The following is a 20,001-nucleotide window of genomic DNA, read 5'->3' as shown; positions in this document are numbered from 1 at the left end:
ACGGCGCCCGCGGGTGTCAGTGCTCGTGCGGTCCGGCCCGGTGGACCGGCCCGTGGGCGTCGTCGCAGTGCTCGCCCGGATCGGCGTTCCGAGGTGGCGTTCTGATCTGGAGGAGCTCGTCGGCAGCCTGGCTGTCCTCTCCGAGGTGGTCCACCTGGAGCGTGGCGTGGCCGATGTCGTGGCTCTCGCGCAGCAACTTCTGCAAGTGCCGACGCACGGCGTGGCAGTCGCCGCCCGGCTCGACCAGGACGTGTGCGGACAGGGCGGGTTCGCCCGAGGTGATCGTCCAGACGTGCAGGTCATGGACCTCCACCACGGATGGCTGCGCGGCGAGATCGTCGCCGATCGCGTCGGGGTCGAAGCCGACCGGAGCGGCTTCCAGGAAGATCCGGCCGGAGTCGCGCACCAGCCCGTATCCCGCCTTGCCCATGAGGGCCACCACGACGAGCGTGGCGATGGCGTCGGCGCGGTCGAAGCCCGTCAGCAGCACGAACAGCGCGGCGATGGCGGTTCCGACGAACGCGAAAAGGTCGTTGAGAATGTGCTGGTAGGCGCCCTCGACGTTCAGGGAGGTGCGGTTGGCCCTCGAGATGCACCAGGTGGCCGCTACGTTGACGACGATGCCGGTGAGCGCGACGGCGAGCATCAGTCCGCCCTCGACCGCGGGGGGACTGATGAGCCGGCGGACCGCCTCGTACGCCAGCCAGGCCCCGAGCAGGAGCAGGGTGAGACCGTTGGCCTGCGCCGAGAGGATCTCCGCGCGCTTGAGCCCGTAGGTGAAGCCGCCGCGGGCCGGACGTGCGGACAACCGCATGGCGACCATGGCGAGCACGATCGACGCGGCGTCGGTGAGCATGTGCGCGGCGTCGGAGATGAGCGCCAGAGAGCCGGCGACGATGCCGACGACGACCTCGACCGCCATGAACACCGTGATGAGCGTGAGCGCGATGGCCAGCCAGCGGCGGTCCGCGTCCGCCGACACGCCGTGGGAGTGCCCCGCGTGCCCACCGGCTCCGTGTCCATGCCCGTGCGCCTGCCCGTGCGCATGCTCGTGGCTTCCGCCCTGGTGGCCCGCATCGTGGTCGTGGTGGTGGTCGCTCATGTCGTACGTATCCCCCCTTGCGTTGACGGCTCGCCGTAGTGAAACGCACCATCGACGCATTCGCCAAAGGCTGTATTGATGACCGTTGTCATCTCCTATAACAGCTCTCTGACCTGCGGAAACAAAACCGTGTGAACGAGAACGAAAATGCGGACCGGCGCCGCTGGTCAGTTTTGGTTGACCGGCCAGACCGCAGCCGGGTCGCAGTGCGCAGGGCAGGCCAGCAGGTAGACCTCGTTACCGAGGAACAGGTTGTAGGTGTCCGCGCCGACGCTGTAGGGCTGCTCCGGTTGGCCGGGACAGGCAGCGAATTCCATGCCCTCCGGCACCTGGCACACGTACACCAGCTCGGCGCCGCACGCGCAGGTGTAGTGCTCGGGAAACTGTGCCCAGGACGGCGCACCGCCCACCTTGAAGGTCTGGGAGCCCTTGCCCTGCCCACCGGGGACGTCCGTGAAGGGCCGGAGCGTGAGCGCCGCGGCGCGCAGCGACGGTTCGGGCTCCGGCGTCGGGAGCGCGGCCTCGCGCTGGAGCAGTATCCGCCAGAACGGGCGCGGATAGGGCAGCTGGGGAGCGTCCCAGTAGCGGGACACCAGCCGGCCGTCGGACAGCTCGGGCTCGGAGGCGTCGTTGTGAGCACGGCAGTGGAACACCAGCAGGTGATCTCCGGCGAAGGGTTCCAGGTCCGAGGGGATGTCGAGCTGGAAGAAGAGCACCATCCGCTGACCGCAGAAGCACTCCGGCCATTCCTGGCCCTCGTCGAGGAAGGGCCAGCCGCCCACCGAGTTCCGCGTCGGCCGGGCCGTCGCGTCACCGCCCACCTCGATGGCGTGCGCAGGCAGCGCCGCCGGTGTGTCCCACCCATCAGGTTCGATCATCCGCTCACCTTATGGGCCTGCCGGGGGAACGCCGGGACGACGTGACGTCACGGCCTCTCGGCCCGCGCCCGGCAGGTCGGGAAGCAGCTTCCTTCGAAGTTGTTCGAAGGCCGTCGGGGTCGGCCGCTGCGGCAGGAAGGCCCTGATCTGCCGGGCGCACTCCAGCGCGGTGGCTGTGGTGGTGTCGCAGGTGACGTCGTACAGGCCATGCGCATGGACGTGCTGGAACTGCCGCGCCGCCAGCCCGGGCGGGCGATCACCGCGTGCCTGCTCACGCCGCCGGAGTTCCTCCAGCGAACACCGCACGCCGACGAGGACGACGTTCCTGGCGCTGAAGAGCCGCAGGCAGTCCAGCAGACGCCACTCCTCGCTCAGTACATGGTCGACCACCACGTTGTTGCCGGCCGCGGCCATACCGGCGACCGCGCGGTGGAAGCCCATCCACGTACGCCGCAGCACACCGGGCAGCGCTTCCGCGCTGACCTCCCTGCGACTGCGCAGCGCATGGAAGGCATCCACCGGCATGTGGAAGTAGGCCCCGGGACCCGGGCCGGACGCAGGTCCGGACGCAGGCTCGAGCGCAGGCCCGGGCGCGTCCAGGATCTGCAACAGTTCCCTGGCGATGCTGGACTTGCCCGAACTGGATGTACCGTTCAAAAAGATGATCAGTCCGGTCTGCGTGGCAGCGGGGTCGCCGCCGCGGTCGGCCGGCTCAGGCTCCTCGTGGTCTCCTCCTCCGGGCATCACACCTCCTTCACCAGCCTGGGCGGAGGTCGGGCGGGAAGCCGGTCCAGCGGAGTTCCGGGGGAAGGTGCCCCGTGTCGTTGTAGACGAGCACGGAAGCGGGCCGGCCCGGTGCGTAACGGATGACGGTCAGTGCGGCGTTGGCGTGGTTGAGACCCATCCAGCGCCACCTCGGGGCCTCGAGAGCGGCTCGGACGAGCCAGCCGATGAGGAAGTTGTGGGTGACGAGCAGTTCATGGCGCGGCTCGTCACCGACCACAGGTCCGGTGAAGTGGGCGAGTGCCGCCTCGGCCAGCTCCGGCCCCTTCCTGCGTTCGTCGGCCGGGAACCGGGACAGCCGGGCGAGCGTGTCATCGGCCGTTTCCCGCGGAAGCTCTTCGCGCCGGGGCAGGTAGGGGAGGTAGTCACCCGCCAGTTCGGACCGGTGCAGGGGAACGTCGTCGAGCTGGTCACGGATCAGCCTGGCCGTCTGCTCCGCCCGCGGGAGGGGGCCGTGATGGACCACCGAGAGAGGGCTCCCCTGAAGTCGCTCACCCAGCAGTACGGCCTGCCGGCGTCCGACGTCCGTCAGTTCGCTCTCGTCCGGTGCAGCCTCACCGTGCCGCGTGAGGTAGAGATGGCGGGCGGCCGTTCCCGTCACAGCGATTCCCCCTACTCGTGGCGAGACTCATGGCGAGTCCCCTACAGGCGATCTCCCGGATGCCCGAACGATCTCCCGGCTGTCCCAACGGACGCGGACACGTGCCGTGCGGTTCCGGGTCCGCCGGCGCCGGTCAGGTGGCGCGGGCATGCACCTCGTGCCGGACCCATACGTTGGGCTCGACGTAGACGGCACGGTCATGCGTGGTGTCGCAGTGCACCGGGACGAGGGCGCCCGGTACCTCGACGTCACCGTCGGCGTCGAAGGGCAGGCCGGTCCACTGCCGCCACTGGGACAGGGAGCCGCTGACCGTCATCGCCGCCGGAGCCACCTTCGTGATGCTGCCACCGATCTTGACGTGTACGCGCAGCCATGGGTCGGTCGGCAACCCGTCGTCGCGCCGTCGGCGGATGTAGTCGGTCATCGGGACGCGCGGTTCGAGGTGCTTGGCCGTGGGGCGGACCGGGGCCAGCAGCGCGGTGTGGCCCTGCCCGGCGGCGGCGTCCCGCAGCGCGGCCAGCATGCGGTAGGACAGGCCGCGGCCGAGGTATGCGGCGTCCACCGTGATCTCCAGCGCACTGATCGTCGTGGGTGCATGGCCGGCGCGCCGGTCGCGGTACGCCCACACGAGCACCTGGTCCCACCCCGTGTCCGGCATTTCCTCACGGCCGTCCAGCACGGCGTTGAACGGCACGCTCAGCCCACGGGCGACGACCCGGTCGCCGTCCGTCGCCACCACGCACGTGTGGGGGAAGTCCTCGACCACCCGGCTGAGCAGGGAGTCCGCGACCGGGTCGTGCGAGGTGAAGGCCGGCCAGGAGTCGGCGATCCCGTACATCCGGGAAGCCAGGGATGGGCGCTCCACCAGCGGGGTGATCACGATGCTGTCTTTCTCCGTCACGGCGGGACCCTGCCATGGGAACGCCCCGTGCGGCCAGCGGTTTTCCCGCTCGGCCCAGGGCCCGCGGCATGGTTGCGCACAAAGGGACGGAGGAGACGACGACATCGAGCGCGGGCGGCGACGGCTGCGCCATGCCCTCAGCCGTACACGGCTGCACACGGCACTACACGGCGCATCGTGGCCGTCCCGCGCTCCGGCCGGTCGTCAGTCCTTGTCCGTCTCCGTAGCGCGCCGGGCCACGAGAGCTGAAATGGCCTTGAGGATGGTGGCCTCCGTCGCCTCGCGGTCGACGCCGAGGCCGGTCAGGACGCCGCCGCCGTCGGTCTCCTCGCACTCCAGCAGGGCGAGCAGGAGGTGCTCGGTACCGATGTAGTTGTGGCCGAGGCGCAGGGCCTGGCGGAACGTCAGCTCCAACGCCTTCTTGGCGCCCGCGTCGAAGGGGATGAGGGCGGGCACCTCGTCGACGGCGGGCGGCAGTGCACCGGTCACCGCCTCCCGCACCGCGTCCAGGCTGACCCCCTGCGCCACGATCGCCTGCGCGGCCAGCGCCTCGGGCTCGCTCAGCAGGCCCAGGACGAGGTGTGCGCAGAGGATGTGGTCATGGCTGCCCACCCGGGCCTCCGTCTGCGCGGAGACCACCACGTTGCGGGCGCGCACCGTGTACTTGCCGAAGGCCTGGCTGGGGTCGAGGTCCGACAGGCTGCCGGGCCCCTTGGGGACGAAACGCTTCTGGGCCGCCTGACGGGTGACGCCCATGCTCTTGCCGATGTCGGTCCAGGAGGCGCCGGAACGTCGGGCCTGGTCCACGAAGTGTCCGATGAGATGGTCCGCCAGCTCGCCGAGGTGCTCGGCGGCGAGGACGGCGTCGGTGAGTTGGTCGAGCGCCTCGGTGTGCACCTTCTTGATCGCGTCAATCAGGTCGTCGAGGCGGACGGACGTGGTCGCTTGAGTGGGCTGCTGCTCCATGAGGCAACCTTAGGTTGACACTCTAGGGGTGTCAACCCCGAGTTGACACGTCGGGAAAGCTGCGCCCGTGCCGATCCTCATCCACGATCGAGTGGGAGCAGAGGTGCAGCATCCATCGACGACGTGGAATGTGGAGTGGGTACTGATGCAGGTCAACCTTTCGGGCCGCACGGCGCTGGTCACCGGATCGACCCAGGGCATCGGGGCGGCCATCGCCGCGGGCCTCGCCCATGCGGGTGCCCGGGTCGGGATCAACGGCCGGGACAGGGAGAAGGTCGCCGCGACGGTGGCCCAGCTGTTCGCGGAGGCGCCGGGCTCGGACTTCGTCGCGGTGCCCGCCGACCTGTCCACGCAGGAGGGTGCCGATCGTGCCGTGGCACAGCTGCCGCAGATCGACGTCCTCGTCAACAACCTCGGCATCTTCGGCGCCAAGCCCGCACTGGAGATCACCGACGCCGACTGGCGTCGCTCGTTCGAGGTGAACGTGCTGGCCGGGGTGCGTCTGACCCGTGCACTGCTGCCCGGCATGATGGAGCGCGGCTGGGGTCGGATCCAGTACATCGCCAGCGACTCCGCCGTGGTGATCCCCGCCGAGATGATCCACTACGGCATGTCCAAGTCGGCGCTGCTGGCCGTGAGCAGGGGCTTCGCCAAGGAGGCCGCGGGTAGCGGCGTCACCGTCAACTCCGTGATCGCCGGCCCCACGCACACCGTGGGCGTGGAGGACTTCGTCTACGAACTCGTCGACCGCGATCTGCCGTGGGACGTGGCACAGCGCGTCTTCATGCGCGAGCACCGCCCGCAGTCCCTCCTGCAACGCCTCATCGAACCGGAGGAGATCGCGAACATGGTGGTCTACCTCAGCTCCGACCAGGCCTCCGCGACCACGGGCGGCGCGCTGCGCGTGGACGGTGGGTACGTGGACTCGATCCTGCCCTGAGCACCGGGCGGTCCCGGGACACCACGGCGCCGGCGGACGCCAGGGTGATGCACCCGGTCGCCGTGCACCACGCCGACGACTGGCATGCCGTGCTGGCCCTGATCGGTCACGGGCTGGGGGGTGTGCCTGGTACCCCGGTTGGCACCACTCGCCCGCCACCACGACCTGGTCCGGGTGCGGCTCGGCGACCGGCCGCCGGTCTCCCGCCGCATCCTGACCTGCGTGCGCCGCGGCAGTGAGCGGCAGACGCCCATCGCCGAGGGACTCAGGGCGCTGAGGGCGCGCGCGGCCGAGGCCGGCGGGCCGGCGCCGGACGATCCCGGGCGCCGGCACCGGTGAGCGGCGTCAGGTGCCGTCGGACGTGAGGAACTCCAGCACCGGCGGCGTGGCGACGGCTGCGAACTCCTCGAAGTACGCGTGCCGCGCGCCCGGTACGAGGTGCAGCCGCGCCCCGGGGATGCGCTCGGCGAGCAGCGGGGCGTTGCCCGTGGGGTTGAACGTGTCGTCGGTGCCGTGCACGACGAGGGTGGGTGCCGTGATGCGCGGGAGCGCCTGCCATGCGTCGTGCCCGGCACTGGCCTGGCGGTGCCGGCGTCGCGCATGGCCCGGCATGGTCGGGTCGCCGAGGGTGTGGAACGGTCCGTGGTGCGTGGCGAGCCAACCGGGCGTGTACATGAGCTCCAGCAGGGCGCGCCGGGCGGCCCGCGCATCGGGCTGCGCCAGGGCGCGCCGCACCTCGGGGCCCCGTTCCAGGCCGTGCGGTGCGCCGGGCGAGGTGCAGCCGAGCACCAGGCGGTCGATGCGCTCCGGGTGGTCGGCCGCGAGCCACTGCGCGACCCGCCCGCCCATGGACGTGCCGTAGACGTGGGCGCGCTCGATGCCGGCGTGGTCGAGCACGGCGAGCACATCGCGTGCGAGGTCGCGGGTGCCGTAGGTGTCGGTGTCGGGCCGGTCGCTGGCGCCGGTGCCGCGGTAGTCCGGCGCGACGGTGGTGAACTCGGCGGCGAAGTCGTCCCGCACGGCGTCCCACCAGCGGTGGTCGTTGGCCTGCCCGCTCAGGAGGACGAGCGGCCGTCCCGAGCCGTGCACCTCGTAATGGAGCGCGGCACCGTCGGCCGCCTGGGCGAAGGGCATGACGGCACGTTCTCACACCGGGCAGCGACGCCGACGGGACGGGGTCCGGGCCGGCGACGGCAGGCAGCGCGGGTGGGCGCGGGTCGGGTGCCGGACACACCGGCGCGGCCGTGCCGCGGGACACCCCCGTCGTACACGGCCGCGCGGTGCGGCCTCTTCGGTAGCGATGTGCCTCGTCGGTCGGGCGAGGCGGTCCTGCTGGTCAGGCAGGGCACCCCACCGGCCGGGTGTCGCCCTGCCGGCGGGACGGGCGCGTGGTGCACCTGCGGCTCGTGCAGGTGCTGCGCCCGCTACTGGTAGTGGATGTCGGACGTGCTGTACAGGCAGTTGGTGCTGTCCGGGCCCTCACCGATCTCGCTCGGCTCACCACTCGTGGTGCCCTTGTACTTCTGGCAGATGGTGATGTCGTGGTCATCGTCGTCGATGATCGTGATCCCGGAGAGCCGGGCGGTGTCACCGTAGTTGGTGTTGATCCCCACCACGGCGTCGCCCGGTGCGGTGAGCGTGACGTTCGAGACCGTCACATGCCGCGCGAACCCGTTGTTGCTGCAGTTTCCACACGAGCGGTACAGCTTGCCGAAGTCATCGACCTGGAAGTTCTCGATGACGAAGTTGCCCGGGCCGTTGTGCTGGAAGACCTTGTCGGACGCCTTGCGGGCACCGCCGCCGTCGACGGTCATGGTCTGGCCGCTGCCGCCGTCGTCGCCCTTGAGGGTGGCGGCGTCCTCGCCGACGTCCTCCCACCAGACGTTCTTGAGCGTGCACGTACCGTCGCAGTGGATCCCGTCGGCGGCGGGCGAGCCGATGATGACGTTCGACAGGGTGGCGCCGTTGGCGAGGTTGAAGATCGGGTCCTGGCCCTCGTCCTGGCCGCCGTCACCGAGGTCGCCGCTGCCGTAGTAGCGGACCAGGCCGCCGTCCATGCTGCCGCTGACCTCGATGGTGGAGGAGACCGCCTTCTGCCCGGTCGGCGTGGGCCAGCCGGCCGCCACCGCGGTGAGCTGCGGTCCGGCGTTGGCCGCGCTCGGGGCGGCGAGCAGCGCCGCGGGCACGGCCAGGACCGGTACCAGGAACGCCCAGGTCCGCCGTTGGCGATGGAGGTGTCTGATCGATGTCATGGACTTCTCCTTGGTGAGTGGGGGAGATACGCACCGCTGACCGGCCGGGCCCTGGGCCGTACAGCGCCGTCAAGACGGGGGTGCGTCATCCTCGGGCGCCGTCTCCGTCGCGCCGTTCAAGGACCGTGCGGGACTGTGCCACGGCGTGTGTGGACATTGCCGTGCACTGCGTGGACTACGCCGCTCCGTACCAGGTCAGCGGGGTGATGCCGGCCATGGCACCGGATCCGGGTGGTGTCGCGGGTGCGGTGGGGCGTCGTACCGGCAGGGTGTGGGGCTCAGCGCCGCCCTGCGCGTGCGCCCGTGTCTCGGGGCGGCACGGTCGGTCCTGGGCGGGGCGCGGTGGGCAGCGGCACCGGCGAGAAGCGGCACGGGGCGGTCGTGCCGCGCGGCGAGTAGTGCGCGGTCGGGGACCACCGCTCGGTGACGGGTCCGCCGTCGACGGCCTCCAGGACCGTCTCAGCGACGAGCTCGCCGAACCGGTGCACGTCCACGGTCATGGCGGTGAGCGCCGGCGAGGCGAGCCAGCAGAGCGTGGAGTCGTCCCAGGCGACCAGGCTCAGGCGGTCCGGGACGGCGACGTCCAGTTCCTTGGCGGCGGCGAGTCCGGCGACGGCCATCACGTCGTTGTCGTACACGATCGCCGTGGGCGGTGTGCCGCCCTGGAGGAGCTGCCGGGTGAGCCGGGCGCCGGACTCGGCGGAGTAGTCGCCTTCGACGAGCACCGGATCGAGGCCGACGGCCCGGCAGCCGTCGAGGAGCGCACGGGTGCGGGCCTGGGTGTGCAGCAGGGTGGTCGGGCCGCTGATGCGGGCGATGTGCCGATGGCCCAGTTCCAGGAGGTGGGTGAGCGCGTCGCGCACCGGGGTCGCGTGATCGGTGCGGACGCAAGCGGCGGCCGCGTCCGGCTCTCCCGGGCCGACGAGGACGAACGGGATGCCCAGCTCCCGCAGCACCGCGGGCCGTGGATCGTCGGTGACCTGATTGACCACCACCACCGCCTCGACCAGCTCCTGCCGGGCCCAGCGCCGGTAGGTGGCGCACTCGTCCTGGAGGGTCGGCACGACGTGCAGCAGCACGGGCATGTCGCGCGGCACCAACCGCTCCTCCATGCCGGCGATCAGCTCCATGAAGAACGGTTCCACGCCGAGCAGCCTGGTCGGCCGTGCCAGCACCAGTCCCACCGGGCCGCTTCCCGCCCCGTCGGATCGCACCGCACACCTCCTGAAGGTCATGCGCCGGGCGGCGCGGTGGAGCCGTGGCGCTCGGGCCGGACCCGCGCAAGCCGGCCGGACCCCCTGCGGAATACCCCGGCCGGTGTCGATGGAACCCTAACAACGCGGCGCGAACCAGCGGTTTTCGCGGCAGGACGGTACCCCGGACGAGGGTTCGGGGCACGCCTGGTGAAAACGGTCCGCAACGGTACGGGAGCCGATGCGGGCATGGCGCAACACATTCTTAGGCCGTTAAATTAACTAAGTCCGGGCACGAAGTACCCGCACGTCTCTTCAGCCGTCCATCCACCCGATGCCGCTCCCCGGAGGATTCCTTCGCCCATGACCTCCCACACCTCCCTCCCGCACTCCCCCACCCCGGGCCTCGCCGGCCTGCCCGACAGCGGGCTTGTGCAGTTGCGCGCGGCGGGCGTCGGTCTCGTCCTCGATCTCTCCGACGGGTTGCTGCCCCGGGTCGTGCACTGGGGTGCCGATCCGGGGCTGCTGGACGCGGCGGAGCTTGCGGCACTGCGGCTCGCCTGCCGGCCGCAGCCCGTCGGGTTCTCGGTCGAGGACCCGGTGCAGGTCTGCATCCTGCCCGAGCAGTCGGCGGGCTGGCTGGGGACGCCGGGACTGGTGGGCAACCGGGCCGGGCGGGACTTCTCCACGGCGTTCCGGGTGGTGGGCGGCTCGCTCACGCTCGGGGGCGCGGACACGGCCGGCGGCTCCGCCTCGGCTGGTGGCTCACCCTCCGCGGACGGCGCCGGCGGACGGCTGCTCGTCGACGCCCGGGACGACACGGCCGGTCTTGGCCTGGAGCTGACGATCGAGCTGACCGCCGAGGGTCTGGTACGGCAGCGGGCCCGGCTGACGAACACCGGCGAAGGCCCGTTCACGGTCGACGCGCTGCACCTGACCCTGCCGGTGCCGTCCGTCGCCACCGAACTGCTCGACTTCAGCGGCCACCACCTCAGGGAGCGCAGCCCGCAGCGGACCGCCTTCACCCAGGGCCTGCGGATGCGCGAGAACCGCACCGGCCGTACCGGCTTCGACGCGGCGTACCTGCTGATCGCCGGCGCCGCCGGGTTCGGCAACCGGTCGGGCGAGGTGTGGGGCGTGCACACCGCCTGGTCGGGCAACCACCGCACGTTCGCCGAGCGCACCTTCCACTCCGTGTCGGTGCTGGGTTCGGGCGAGCTGCTGCTGTCCGGCGAGGTCCTCCTCGAGCCGGGTGCGTCGTACACCTCGCCGTGGCAGTACGCGTCCTACGGCGTAGGTCTTGACGCGCTGTCGGCACGCTTCCACCGCCATCTGCGGGCCCGGCCGCAGCACCCGTCGCGCCCCCGCCCGGTCGTCGCCAACACCTGGGAGGCGGTCTACTTCGACCATGACCTGGCGCGGTTGCGGCAGCTGGCGGATGCCGCGGCAGCGGTGGGCGCGGAACGGTTCGTGCTGGACGACGGCTGGTTCGGCGCACGGCGCGACGACCGGCGGGCGCTGGGCGACTGGTACGTCTCCGACGAGGTCTGGCCCGACGGGCTCGGCCCGCTCATCGACCATGTGACGGGCCTCGGCATGGAGTTCGGCATCTGGGTCGAGCCCGAGATGATCAACGAGGACTCGGAGCTCGCCCGCGCCCACCCGGACTGGATCATGGCCGGGGCGGCCGACCGGCTACCCGGCCGGGCCCGGCACCAGCAGGTTCTGGACGTGGCGCACCCGGACGCGTTCGCCTACCTCCTGGGGCGGCTGGACGAGTTGCTGACCACGTACCCCATCGCCTACCTGAAGTGGGACCACAACCGCGATCTCGTCGAGGCCGGTCACCAGGCCAGCGGCCGGGCCGGGGTACACGACCAGACGCGTGCGGCCTACCGGCTGATGGACGAGCTGAAGGAGCGTCACCCCGGTCTGGAGATCGAGTCCTGCTCGTCCGGTGGCGGGCGGGTCGACCTGGAGGTCCTGCAACGCACCGACCGGGTCTGGGTGTCGGACTGCAACGATGCGCTGGAGCGCCAGCAGATCCAGCGCTGGACGAACGCGCTGATCCCCCTGGAGCTGATGGGCACCCACATCGGCCCGGCGCCGGCGCACACCACGGGCCGCCGCCATGTCGTCGACTTCCGTGCCGGGACCGCGCTGTTCGGCCACTTCGGCATCGAGTGGGACCTGACCGCCGCGCCGGAGGAGGACCGCACCCGGCTCGCCGCGTGGGTGGCGCTGTACAAGGAGCTGCGCCCGCTGCTGCACTCGGGCACCGCGGTGCACGCCGACCACCCCGACCCCGCCTACCACCTGCACGGCGTGGTCGCCGAGGACCGCTGCGACGCCCTGTACGCCCTGGTGGCCCACGCGTCGTCCGAGCTGTACCCGACCGGCCCGGTCCGGCTGCCGGGCCTGGACCCCGAGGCCCGGTACCGGGTACGCCCGCAGCCGCCCGGCGACGTCCCGGACGGCATCGCCCAGCGCTGGACCATCCCGCTGCCCTGGTGGACCCCCGAAGGGATCATCCTGCCCGGCCGTGCCCTGTCGTCCGCCGGGGTGCAGGCGCCCGTGCTGTTCCCGGAGCGGCTGGTGCTGATCCGGGCGACGCGGGTGTGAGCACCCGATGTGTGAGTACCCGATGTGTGAGTACCCGCCCGTGAGTACGTGCCTGTAAGTACACGTGTACGTGTACCGACGGGGCCGGTGAGGGCGGTCGGTGCGGGGCCTGCGGGGGTCCGGCCGGCCGCCCCACCACCTCAGTCCGACTCCGGGCAGCGGCCGTTGTGGCTGCTGACGGCCCAGCCGAACACCCCCGCCACCACCAGCGGCAGCGCGACGAGAACGGCCAGGACGGTACGCGAGACCCGCACGAGAATCATCCCCCGGAAGCGTGGGCGTGGTGGCCCAGCGGAACAACGTGCCCGTAGGACGGCGTCCGGCCTTCCCCCGGTCCCACGGCGAGTCGGCCACTCGTCCGGCGCCGGCAGGGGCGAAGCTCAGTCCGGATACGGCCGGAACGGGATCAGCGGGCTCCGGCCGGGTTGTCGTCCGCGCCGAGGTAGGTGCCGTAGCCCTCGGTGACCAGCGGGCCGTCGAAGATCAGCACCTCGTTGACCAGGCCGCCCTTCTGGTTGCGGTAGTTGATGACCAGACAGTCCACACCGACGTAGCCGCCGACCACCTCGAACCGCAGGTCCGGGATGCGCCGCAGGCCCTCCGCCCAGTAGCCGCGCAGCGCGTCCTTGCCGCGCATGACTCCGTCACCGCCGAGCAGCTGCGCGGCCACCGGCGACCGGAACGTCACGCTGTCGGCGAAGTGCGCCAGCAGGGCGTCCAGGTCGTGCGCGTTCCACGCCTTCACCCAGGAGTCGACGAACATCCGTGCGGTCTCATGATCCATGACTGCATTATGCAGGTCCGCATTATGCAGGTCCGCCCCAGGCCGTCCCCTCTAGGGTTCTTGCCTCCGTGTGGTGGGGGTCAGCCGCTTTTCGAACCAGTGGTGGGCGTACGGCTCGTCGTTGAAGGCCGGGACTTCGGTGTAGCCGCTGGAGCGGTAGAGGCGGGTGGCCGCCTCCAGGGCCTTGTTGGTGTCGAGCCGGACCAGATCACGGCCGCACCGGGCGGCACGCTCTTCGAGCTCGCTGAGGAGTCGGCGGGCCAGGCCGAGTCCCCGGGTGCCGGGCGAGACCCACACCCGCTTGATCTCGGCGGGTGCTCCGGCCGGCAGCTTGAGCCCGGCGCAGCCCACCGGCTCGCCGTGCAGCCGGGCGACGACGAACAGGCCGCGCGGCGCGCGGAGTTCGGCCGGATCGGGCAGCAGGGAGTTCTGGGGGTCGAAGCCGCCGTCGAAGATCTCGTGCAGCTCGGTGGCGTAGGCACGCAGGCAGTACGCGGCGTCCGGGTGGTCGGGATCGAGCACCTCCACGGAGACCACGGAGGCGGTCAGCAGTCGCTCGACCTCGGCCATGGCGGACGTGAGCCGGTCCCGCTGCCGGGCGTCGAGCGGACCGAGGAGCGATGCGGCGAGCGCCTCGCTGCGGTCGTCGAGGAGGGCGCGTTCGGCCCGTCCGGCCTCGGTCAGCCGTACGGTGCGCACCCGACGGTCGCGGGGGTGCGGCTCCACGGCGATCAGACCGTCGCGCTCCAGTGCCCGCATCAGACGGCTCACGTAGCCGGAGTCGAGGCCGAGCCGGTCGCGCAGGCTACGGACGTCGTGCGTGCCCTCGTCACCGATCTGCCAGAGCAGCCGGGCCTGCCCGTACGGGCGCGCGCCGCCCAGGTAGTGGTCGTTCAGCACACCCACGCGCTCGGCGACCGTCCGGTTGAAGCGTCGCACCTGCGCCACCTGCTCCGTCGTCATTCTCTGACCGTAGTCAGAGAATGACGGGCGCGTCAAACGACCCGGGGGCGGCGTCACACTCCGGCGGGGGCCGGCCGCTCCGTGCCGTCCGGCGCGGTCCACCGGCCCGTGTGGTGGTCGAAGGCGGCCTCGCCCGGGTCCGGGAGGGCGGTGGGGACGTCATCACGGGTGAAGCGGCGGCCGCGGGCCTCGGGATCGGGCGAGGCCGCGGCCAGCATCCGGGTGTACGGGTGGCGGGGGCGCAGGATGACGTCGTCGGCCGGGCCCCGCTCGACGATCCGGCCCCGGTACATCACGAGGATGTCGTCGGAGAAGTGCCGGGCGGTGGCCAGGTCGTGGGTGATGTAGAGCACCGCGAGCCGGTCCTCGCGTTGCAGGCGGGCCAGCAGGTTCAGCACGCCGAGCCGGCTGGAGACGTCCAGCATGGAGACCGGCTCGTCGGCGATGACGACCCGGGCGCCGGGCGCCAGCGCCCGGGCGATGGCCACCCGCTGGCGCTGCCCGCCGGACAGCTCGTGCGGTCTGCGGTGCGCGATGTCGTCGGCCGGACTGAGATTGACGCGTTCCAGCAGGTGGCGAACGTGCGCACGGGTGTCGTCGGGGCCCTTGGCGCGCCCGTGCAGCAGCAGCGGGCGGGCGATGTGGTGCTCGATGGAGTGGAACGGGTTGAGCGAGGCGAAGGGGTCCTGGAAGACCATCTGGACGTGGTCGCGGTAGTGGCGTCGCTGCACCTCGTGGCCGTCGTCGTCGGTCACCGTGATCCGCCCGGACGTGGGCCGCTCCAGCCGGGCGATCATGCGGGCCACCGTGGACTTCCCGGACCCGGAGGCGCCCACCAGGGCCACGGTGCGGCCCGGCGCCAACCGGAACGAGACCCGGTCCACGGCGCGCAGCGTGCTGCGTGAGAAGCCCGAGCGCGCGTGGAAGTCCTTGACGAGGTCCCGCACCTCGAGGGTGGTCATGGTTGCTCCTTCGTCAGCTGTGCGCCGGGCGCGCCGGCTTCGGTGCCGACCGCGTCCGGTGTCGCGCCGGCCACGGTGGACCCGGGCGACGCGGCCGACTCGCCGGACCCGGTCGGTTCAGCGGTCGCCGCTCCGTCGCCGGTGCGCAGGAACCCGCCGCGCTCCCCCGTCAGGCTCGGGAAGGAGCCGAGCAGCTGCCGGGTGTAGGGGTGGCTCGGGCGTGCGTAGAGCTCGTCCGCCGCGGCGTACTCGACGACCTCGCCGCGCAGCATCACGGCGATACGGTCGCTGAGCTCCAGCAGCAGCGGCAGGTCGTGGGTGATGAAGATGACGGCGAAGCCGAGTTCGTGGCGCAGCCGCAGGATCTCGTGGAGGATGCCGCGCTGCACCAGCACGTCGAGCGCCGTGGTGGGCTCGTCCATGATCATGACCTGCGGGTCGAGCAGCAGCGCCATCGCGATCATCACCCGCTGGCGCATGCCGCCGGAGAACTGGTGCGGGAAGCCGTTCATCCGTGCCGGGTCCACGCCCACCAGCTCCAGCACCTCGGTGCAGCGGGCGTGCCGGTCGGCCCTGGTCATCCGCGGGCGGTGGGTGCGCAGCACGTCGTCGAGCTGGGCCCGGACGGACAGCACCGGGTTGAGCGCGTTCATGGCGCCCTGGAAGACCATGGACAGCTTGTCCCAGCGGAACCGGCGCAGCGGCTCGTCGCCGAGGGCGAGCAGGTCGATGTCGGTGCCGTCGCGGTCATGGAAGGTCACGGTGCCGCCGGTCACCTCGGCGGGCGGCTCGTGCAGCCGGTTGACGGCGTACGCGAGGGTCGTCTTGCCGCAGCCCGACTCGCCCGCGAGGCCGAGGATCTCGCCGCGCCGCAGGGTGAGCGAGACGTCCTTGACGGCGTGTACCTGCGGGATGGCGCGGTAGACGACGTCGAGGTGGTCGACGGTCAGCACGGCGTCGGTCGGGCCGTCCGACGGCCGGGCGCCACGGGAGCCGGTGGCGGGCAGGCTCATGACGCCACGCTCCTTGCCGTACGCCGCAGCCACCGTCGCCGCACCTGGGCGGTCCGCAGCCGCGGGTTGATGATCTCGTCGAGGCTGAAGTTGATCAGCGAAAGGCCGCAGCCGAACAGGGCGATGACCAGGCCGGGTGGCACGAACCACCACCACGCCTGGCGTTGCAGGGCGAACCCGTTCTGTGCGAAGTAGAGCATCGTGCCCAGCGTCTCGGAGTTGGCGGCGCCGAGGCCGAGGAAGGACAGCCCCGCCTCGTTGAGGATGGCCAGGACGACCGCGAAGACGAACTGCGAGGCCAGCACGGGCAGCAGGTTCGGCAGGATCTCCACGCCGATGATCCGCCAGGGCTTCTCCCCCGCGACACGGGCGGCGGCCACGTAGTCCCGGCCGCGCAACGACAGCGTCTGGGCGCGCAGCACCCGCGCGGAGGCCGCCCATCCGGTGACGGCGAGCACCACGGCGATGGTCCAGCTGCCCCGCTGCTTCACCGGCACGAAGCCGGAGATCACGATCACCAGGGGCAGCCCGGGAATGACCAGCATGACGTTGGAGAACAGCGAGAACGCCTCGTCGAGGATGCCTCCGGCGAAACCGCCGACGACACCGAAGACGGCGGACAGCAGGGTCGCCATGACGCCGACCAGCAGCCCGATCTGCAAGGAGCCGCGGGTGGCGTGGGTGAGCTGCGCGAAGACGTCCTGCCCGGTCTGGGTGGTGCCGAGGAGGTGGCCGCCCCCCGGCGGGGTCAGGCCGATGTTGCTGATGGTGTCGGGGTCGCCGGCGAAGAACGGGCCGAAGATGCCGAAGAGGGCGATGGCGCCCACGAGGCCGATCCCGACGCCCAACTTGGGCGACCAGCGCGGCAGCAGGGCGCGCCAGCCGTTGCGCGGCGCGCCGCCGCCGGCCGGCACCGGCGCGCCCGGCTCGGGCGGGAACGCCTCGCCCACGACGCCGGGTGGGGTGCTGATGTTCGTCACCGTGACGCTTCCTTCCCTGCTCACGTACCGGATCGGGTACGGGGGTCGATCACGCCGTAGAGCAGGTCCACGACGAAGTTGGCGCCGAGCACGGCCACCGTGATGACGAGGAAGATCCCCTGCATCAGGGCGTAGTCGTTGTTCTGCACGGCCTGGAGCAGCTTGGAGCCGATGCCGGGGTACGAGAACACCTGCTCGGTGACGACCGAGCCGGAGACCACGAAGCCGAGCGAGGTGGCGAAGCCGGCGATCGAGGGCAGCACCGCGTTGCGGGCGGCGTAGCGGAGCATGATGCGGCTGGTGCGCAGGCCCTTGGCGCGGGCGGTGAGGATGTAGTCCTCGGAGGCGGTGGCCACCATCATGTTCCGCATGCCGAGCAGCCAGCCGCCGAGCGAGGAGACCACGATGGTGAGCGCGGGCAGCGCCGCGTGGCTGATGGCGGACTGGATGAACGGGGCGTTCCAGCCGGGTGTGAGGGTCACGTCGTAGCCGCCCAGCAGCGGGAACCAGTGCAGCGCCGAGGCGAACACGGTGGCGAAGATCAACGCCAGCCAGAAGTACGGCACGGCGGCCAGCACGGTGGTCGCCGGCACCGCGGAGTCCAGCCAGGTGCCGCGCCGCCAGCCGACGATCGTGCCGATGAGGATGCCCACCACGAACGAGATCGACGTCGACAGGCCGACCAGGGCGAGAGTCCACGGCAGGGACTGGGAGATGACGTCGGACACCTTCGCGGGGAAGGCGCTGACGGAGACGCCGAGGTCGCCGTGGGCCATGTGGCCCAGATAGGCGACGTACTGGTTCCAGATCGGCTCGTCGGTGTCGGTGCCGAGCAGCAGCGCGTAGGAGCGCCGCACGTGAGGGCCGACGGTGCCGCCGTGCTCCTGAAGCTTGGCGATCAGGATGTCCACCGGGTTGCCCGGCATCAGCCGCGGGATGATGAAGTTCAGGGTCAGGGCCCCCCACAGGGCCACGAGATAGAAGCCGATCTTCCGGCCGAAGTACCTCATGCGGTGCCGCTCCTTACGGGCGCCTGGTCGGTGCGCAGCATCCGGCGGGGCCCGGCCGCGGACGGCAGGGCCCCGAATCGGGTCGTGTCCGGCGTCACTTGGCGGGCTTGAGGTGCAGGTACACCTGCGAGTCATCGGGCGTCGACCACACCGCGGGGAACGCGTAGAGGTTGTTCGCGGACGGCCAGCCGGTGAACTTGGCGGTGTTGAACTCGGAGGTGGTGCCGCCGGTCAGCACCGGGATGTACGGCAGGCTCTTCTCGATCTCGGTCTGGATGATGTCGAGCTGGGCCTGCCGGGCGGCGGTGTCGTCCTGGTTGATCGTCTTGAGCCTGGCGAGGGCCGTGTCGACCTTCGCGTTCTTGAACCGGCTGAAGTTCGGGTTGGCCGTCTTGCCGACCTCGGCGGTGTTCTTGCCGTCGAAGAAGTAGTCCAGGGCGAAGTAGGGGTCGGGCGCCGGGCCCTGGGTCAGCGCGTCGATCAGCAGCTCGAAGTGTCCCTGGCCACGGGCGTCGGCCCACTCGTTCCAGGACTGCTGCTGCATGGTGAGCTTGATCCCGGCCTTCTTGACCTGCTGGGCCATGGTGTTGACGGCCGTGATGTAGTCGGTCCAGCCGGAGACCACCTTGACGGTCAGCGAGAGCTCCTCGCCGTTCTTGGCGTACAACCCCTTGGAGTCCTTGGTGTACCCGGCCGCCTCGAGGATGCCGGTGGCCTTGCTCAGCTGCGGGGACATCGGGGCGAGATGTTCCGAGAGCTTGCCGGAGACGTACTTCTTGTCGCGGCCGGGAATGACGCCGCCGGGCGAGATCTCACTCGAGGTGTTGTCGAACGCCAGCTTGTTCACCTGGGTGCGGTCCAGGGCGTAGTAGATCGCCTTGCGCACCGCCGGGTCGGTCTGCGGGCCCTTGCAGCCGAGGTCGGTGTTGGAGCAGGTGAACAGGGCCGTCTGGTTCAGGGGGGTGGTGATGGACTGGTAGCCCGGGTAGTTCTTGGGGACGTTCTCGATGCCGGGCACCGGTCCGGTCATCCAGTCGACCTGGCCGGCCTTCAGGGCGTCAGCGCCGGACTGGTTGCCGGACAGGGCGATGTAACGGACGTTCTTGACCTTGGGCGCGCCGCCCCAGTAGCCCTTGTTCGCCGTCAGGGTGAACGCCTGCGCCTTGAAGTCACCCAGCTTGTAGGGACCGGTGCCCACGGGGTTCTTGACCGTGTTCGTGGCCGGGTCGGCGTACTTCTTCCAGACGTGTTCGGGGACGATGAAGAACTTGCCGAGGATCTGCGGGCCGTCCATGAACGCCGGCTTGTCGAAGTCCACCACCACGTGGGTGCCGTCGACGGCCTTGGCCGTGCCGTCGTAGCCGGTGTTGTTGATCGTCTTGTTCTTCTTGATCATGTTGAAGGTGAACGCGACGTCGGCGGCGGTGAACTTCTGCCCGTCGGTCCACTTCACCCCGGCACGGGTCGTGATCTTCAGCTGGGTGCCGTCCTCGTTCCACTGGAACGCGGTGCCCAGCCTCGGCACCGGGTCCATCTGCCGGGCGACGTTGTAGTAGAAGAGCGGCTCGAAGATCGTGCCCCCACCGCCGATGTGGGTCGGCGACCACGGGTTGAAGTTGTACTGGTAGTCGCCCGCCTGACCGGTGTACGCGATCAGGGTGTCGGCGTTCTTGCCGCCCCCGCCGTCCGAGGACCCGGCGCAACCGGCCGCGCTCAGCGCCACCGCGAGGACCCCCACGACGGCGCCGCGTACGCGCCGTCCCCTGCCGACCCTGGTGTGCACGGACATCGTTGATCCTCTCCTGATGGATCGGCGGGCGCAGCTGCAACCGCTTCCACAACCGTCCATGGCTGGCGCGTCAGCGGATTGTTAATCTCCCGAAGAAACAAAGTCAAGGGTGTGGGAACGGGTCCGTCGAGGACGAGTCGACCGGGGTTGACGGCGGTCGGTGCACATGGTCAACGGCCGCCGCTTCTCCGGGTGATGAGGTGCTGTGAGCTCCCGGGTCGGAGGTGACTGAAGCGCTGGTGGGGACCCTTGCGGGAGCCTT

At 70.9% G+C, this 20,001-nt stretch carries 20 protein-coding genes; 3 read left to right on the top strand and 17 right to left on the bottom strand.

Features of this window, described 5'->3' with window-relative positions:
* Positions 1–16: 16 nt before the first annotated feature.
* The 6 genes from NQO67_RS04070 to NQO67_RS04045 form a co-directional block, all read right to left on the bottom strand.
* A complete protein-coding gene (locus NQO67_RS04070) occupies positions 17–1,102 on the bottom strand; it encodes a cation diffusion facilitator family transporter (RefSeq protein WP_255946374.1) in 1,086 nt (361 codons plus the stop codon).
* A 167-nt stretch (positions 1,103–1,269) separates the two neighbouring features.
* Positions 1,270–1,980: a YwqG family protein gene (locus NQO67_RS04065; RefSeq protein ID WP_255946373.1), complete on the bottom strand. Its 711-nt coding sequence runs from the start codon at positions 1,978–1,980 to the stop codon at positions 1,270–1,272.
* A 9-nt stretch (positions 1,981–1,989) separates the two neighbouring features.
* Positions 1,990–2,724, bottom strand: a complete 735-nt coding sequence (locus NQO67_RS04060; RefSeq protein ID WP_255946372.1) for a chloramphenicol phosphotransferase CPT family protein — start codon at positions 2,722–2,724, stop codon at positions 1,990–1,992.
* 10 nt (positions 2,725–2,734) lie between these two features.
* Positions 2,735–3,364, bottom strand: a complete 630-nt coding sequence (locus NQO67_RS04055) for a histidine phosphatase family protein (RefSeq protein ID WP_255946371.1) — start codon at positions 3,362–3,364, stop codon at positions 2,735–2,737.
* A 133-nt stretch (positions 3,365–3,497) separates the two neighbouring features.
* Positions 3,498–4,265: an N-acetyltransferase gene (locus NQO67_RS04050; RefSeq protein ID WP_255946370.1), complete on the bottom strand. Its 768-nt coding sequence runs from the start codon at positions 4,263–4,265 to the stop codon at positions 3,498–3,500.
* Between the two features lie 204 nt (positions 4,266–4,469).
* Positions 4,470–5,231 (bottom strand): Clp protease N-terminal domain-containing protein, encoded by a 762-nt coding sequence (locus NQO67_RS04045; protein WP_255946369.1) that lies wholly within the window; start codon positions 5,229–5,231, stop codon positions 4,470–4,472.
* Between the two features lie 145 nt (positions 5,232–5,376).
* Here NQO67_RS04045 and NQO67_RS04040 point away from each other — a divergent pair, with 145 nt between their 5' ends.
* Positions 5,377–6,171, top strand: a complete 795-nt coding sequence (locus NQO67_RS04040) for an SDR family NAD(P)-dependent oxidoreductase (RefSeq protein ID WP_255946368.1) — start codon at positions 5,377–5,379, stop codon at positions 6,169–6,171.
* A gap of 138 nt (positions 6,172–6,309) precedes the next feature.
* Complete coding sequence (locus NQO67_RS04035; protein ID WP_255946367.1) at positions 6,310–6,510, top strand: hypothetical protein; 201 nt, start codon at positions 6,310–6,312, stop codon at positions 6,508–6,510.
* Positions 6,511–6,516: 6 nt separating this feature from the next.
* Here the strand turns inward: NQO67_RS04035 and NQO67_RS04030 are convergent, their stop codons facing one another.
* The 3 genes from NQO67_RS04030 to NQO67_RS04020 all read right to left on the bottom strand — a co-directional run bounded on the left by NQO67_RS04030 (position 6,517) and on the right by NQO67_RS04020 (position 9,637).
* Complete coding sequence (locus NQO67_RS04030; RefSeq protein ID WP_255946366.1) at positions 6,517–7,305, bottom strand: alpha/beta fold hydrolase; 789 nt, start codon at positions 7,303–7,305, stop codon at positions 6,517–6,519.
* A gap of 290 nt (positions 7,306–7,595) precedes the next feature.
* Entirely contained in the window at positions 7,596–8,423 is an 828-nt protein-coding gene (locus NQO67_RS04025) for a pectate lyase (protein WP_255946364.1), read from the bottom strand.
* Between the two features lie 278 nt (positions 8,424–8,701).
* Positions 8,702–9,637 carry a LacI family DNA-binding transcriptional regulator gene (locus NQO67_RS04020; RefSeq protein ID WP_255946362.1) on the bottom strand — a complete coding sequence of 312 codons (936 nt, stop codon included), beginning with the start codon at positions 9,635–9,637 and terminating at the stop codon, positions 8,702–8,704.
* Between the two features lie 342 nt (positions 9,638–9,979).
* Between NQO67_RS04020 and NQO67_RS04015 the strand changes: the two genes are divergently transcribed.
* Entirely contained in the window at positions 9,980–12,238 is a 2,259-nt protein-coding gene (locus tag NQO67_RS04015; protein ID WP_255946360.1) for an alpha-galactosidase, read from the top strand.
* A gap of 140 nt (positions 12,239–12,378) precedes the next feature.
* Here NQO67_RS04015 and NQO67_RS04010 read toward each other — a convergent pair whose 3' ends face one another.
* The 8 genes from NQO67_RS04010 to NQO67_RS03975 form a co-directional block, all read right to left on the bottom strand.
* Positions 12,379–12,501, bottom strand: coding sequence for a hypothetical protein (locus tag NQO67_RS04010; RefSeq protein WP_255946358.1), 123 nt, complete (start codon positions 12,499–12,501; stop codon positions 12,379–12,381).
* Positions 12,502–12,644: 143 nt separating this feature from the next.
* Positions 12,645–13,022, bottom strand: coding sequence for a nuclear transport factor 2 family protein (locus NQO67_RS04005; RefSeq protein ID WP_255946356.1), 378 nt, complete (start codon positions 13,020–13,022; stop codon positions 12,645–12,647).
* Between the two features lie 51 nt (positions 13,023–13,073).
* Positions 13,074–13,985: a bifunctional helix-turn-helix transcriptional regulator/GNAT family N-acetyltransferase gene (locus tag NQO67_RS04000; protein WP_255946346.1), complete on the bottom strand. Its 912-nt coding sequence runs from the start codon at positions 13,983–13,985 to the stop codon at positions 13,074–13,076.
* Between the two features lie 53 nt (positions 13,986–14,038).
* On the bottom strand, positions 14,039–14,947 hold the full coding sequence (locus NQO67_RS03995; RefSeq protein ID WP_255946344.1) for an ABC transporter ATP-binding protein: 909 nt from the start codon (positions 14,945–14,947) through the stop codon (positions 14,039–14,041).
* The gene (locus NQO67_RS03990) at positions 14,944–15,960 is read right to left on the bottom strand and encodes an ABC transporter ATP-binding protein (RefSeq protein ID WP_255946342.1); all 1,017 of its coding nucleotides are present in this window, start codon (positions 15,958–15,960) and stop codon (positions 14,944–14,946) included. Before NQO67_RS03990 ends, NQO67_RS03995 begins: the two co-directional genes overlap by 4 nt.
* On the bottom strand, positions 15,957–16,940 hold the full coding sequence (locus NQO67_RS03985; RefSeq protein ID WP_255946340.1) for an ABC transporter permease: 984 nt from the start codon (positions 16,938–16,940) through the stop codon (positions 15,957–15,959). The genes NQO67_RS03990 and NQO67_RS03985 overlap by 4 nt, the downstream gene beginning before the upstream one ends.
* Before the next feature lie 20 nt (positions 16,941–16,960).
* Positions 16,961–17,950 carry an ABC transporter permease gene (locus tag NQO67_RS03980; protein ID WP_255946338.1) on the bottom strand — a complete coding sequence of 330 codons (990 nt, stop codon included), beginning with the start codon at positions 17,948–17,950 and terminating at the stop codon, positions 16,961–16,963.
* A gap of 94 nt (positions 17,951–18,044) precedes the next feature.
* Positions 18,045–19,739 (bottom strand): ABC transporter substrate-binding protein, encoded by a 1,695-nt coding sequence (locus tag NQO67_RS03975; protein WP_255946336.1) that lies wholly within the window; start codon positions 19,737–19,739, stop codon positions 18,045–18,047.
* Positions 19,740–20,001 lie beyond the last annotated feature (262 nt).

Origin of the sequence: Streptomyces odontomachi (assembly GCF_024435355.1) — a bacterium.
In the GTDB taxonomy this organism is placed as follows: domain Bacteria; phylum Actinomycetota; class Actinomycetes; order Streptomycetales; family Streptomycetaceae; genus Streptomyces; species Streptomyces odontomachi.
This window is presented reverse-complemented; position numbering and strand designations above follow the sequence as displayed.

Coding starts and splice junctions, on each gene's coding strand:
- NQO67_RS04015 (WP_255946360.1), top strand. CDS start 9,980: ATGACCTCCCACACCTCCCTCCCGCACTCCCCCACCCCGGGCCTCGCC.
- NQO67_RS03995 (WP_255946344.1), bottom strand. CDS start 14,947: ATGACCACCCTCGAGGTGCGGGACCTCGTCAAGGACTTCCACGCGCGC.
- NQO67_RS04000 (WP_255946346.1), bottom strand. CDS start 13,985: ATGACGACGGAGCAGGTGGCGCAGGTGCGACGCTTCAACCGGACGGTC.
- NQO67_RS03975 (WP_255946336.1), bottom strand. CDS start 19,739: ATGTCCGTGCACACCAGGGTCGGCAGGGGACGGCGCGTACGCGGCGCC.
- NQO67_RS04065 (WP_255946373.1), bottom strand. CDS start 1,980: ATGATCGAACCTGATGGGTGGGACACACCGGCGGCGCTGCCTGCGCAC.
- NQO67_RS04010 (WP_255946358.1), bottom strand. CDS start 12,501: ATGATTCTCGTGCGGGTCTCGCGTACCGTCCTGGCCGTTCTCGTCGCG.
- NQO67_RS03980 (WP_255946338.1), bottom strand. CDS start 17,950: ATGAGGTACTTCGGCCGGAAGATCGGCTTCTATCTCGTGGCCCTGTGG.
- NQO67_RS04030 (WP_255946366.1), bottom strand. CDS start 7,305: ATGCCCTTCGCCCAGGCGGCCGACGGTGCCGCGCTCCATTACGAGGTG.
- NQO67_RS04040 (WP_255946368.1), top strand. CDS start 5,377: ATGCAGGTCAACCTTTCGGGCCGCACGGCGCTGGTCACCGGATCGACC.
- NQO67_RS04070 (WP_255946374.1), bottom strand. CDS start 1,102: ATGAGCGACCACCACCACGACCACGATGCGGGCCACCAGGGCGGAAGC.
- NQO67_RS04005 (WP_255946356.1), bottom strand. CDS start 13,022: ATGGATCATGAGACCGCACGGATGTTCGTCGACTCCTGGGTGAAGGCG.
- NQO67_RS04060 (WP_255946372.1), bottom strand. CDS start 2,724: ATGCCCGGAGGAGGAGACCACGAGGAGCCTGAGCCGGCCGACCGCGGC.
- NQO67_RS04025 (WP_255946364.1), bottom strand. CDS start 8,423: ATGACATCGATCAGACACCTCCATCGCCAACGGCGGACCTGGGCGTTC.
- NQO67_RS03990 (WP_255946342.1), bottom strand. CDS start 15,960: ATGAGCCTGCCCGCCACCGGCTCCCGTGGCGCCCGGCCGTCGGACGGC.
- NQO67_RS04045 (WP_255946369.1), bottom strand. CDS start 5,231: ATGGAGCAGCAGCCCACTCAAGCGACCACGTCCGTCCGCCTCGACGAC.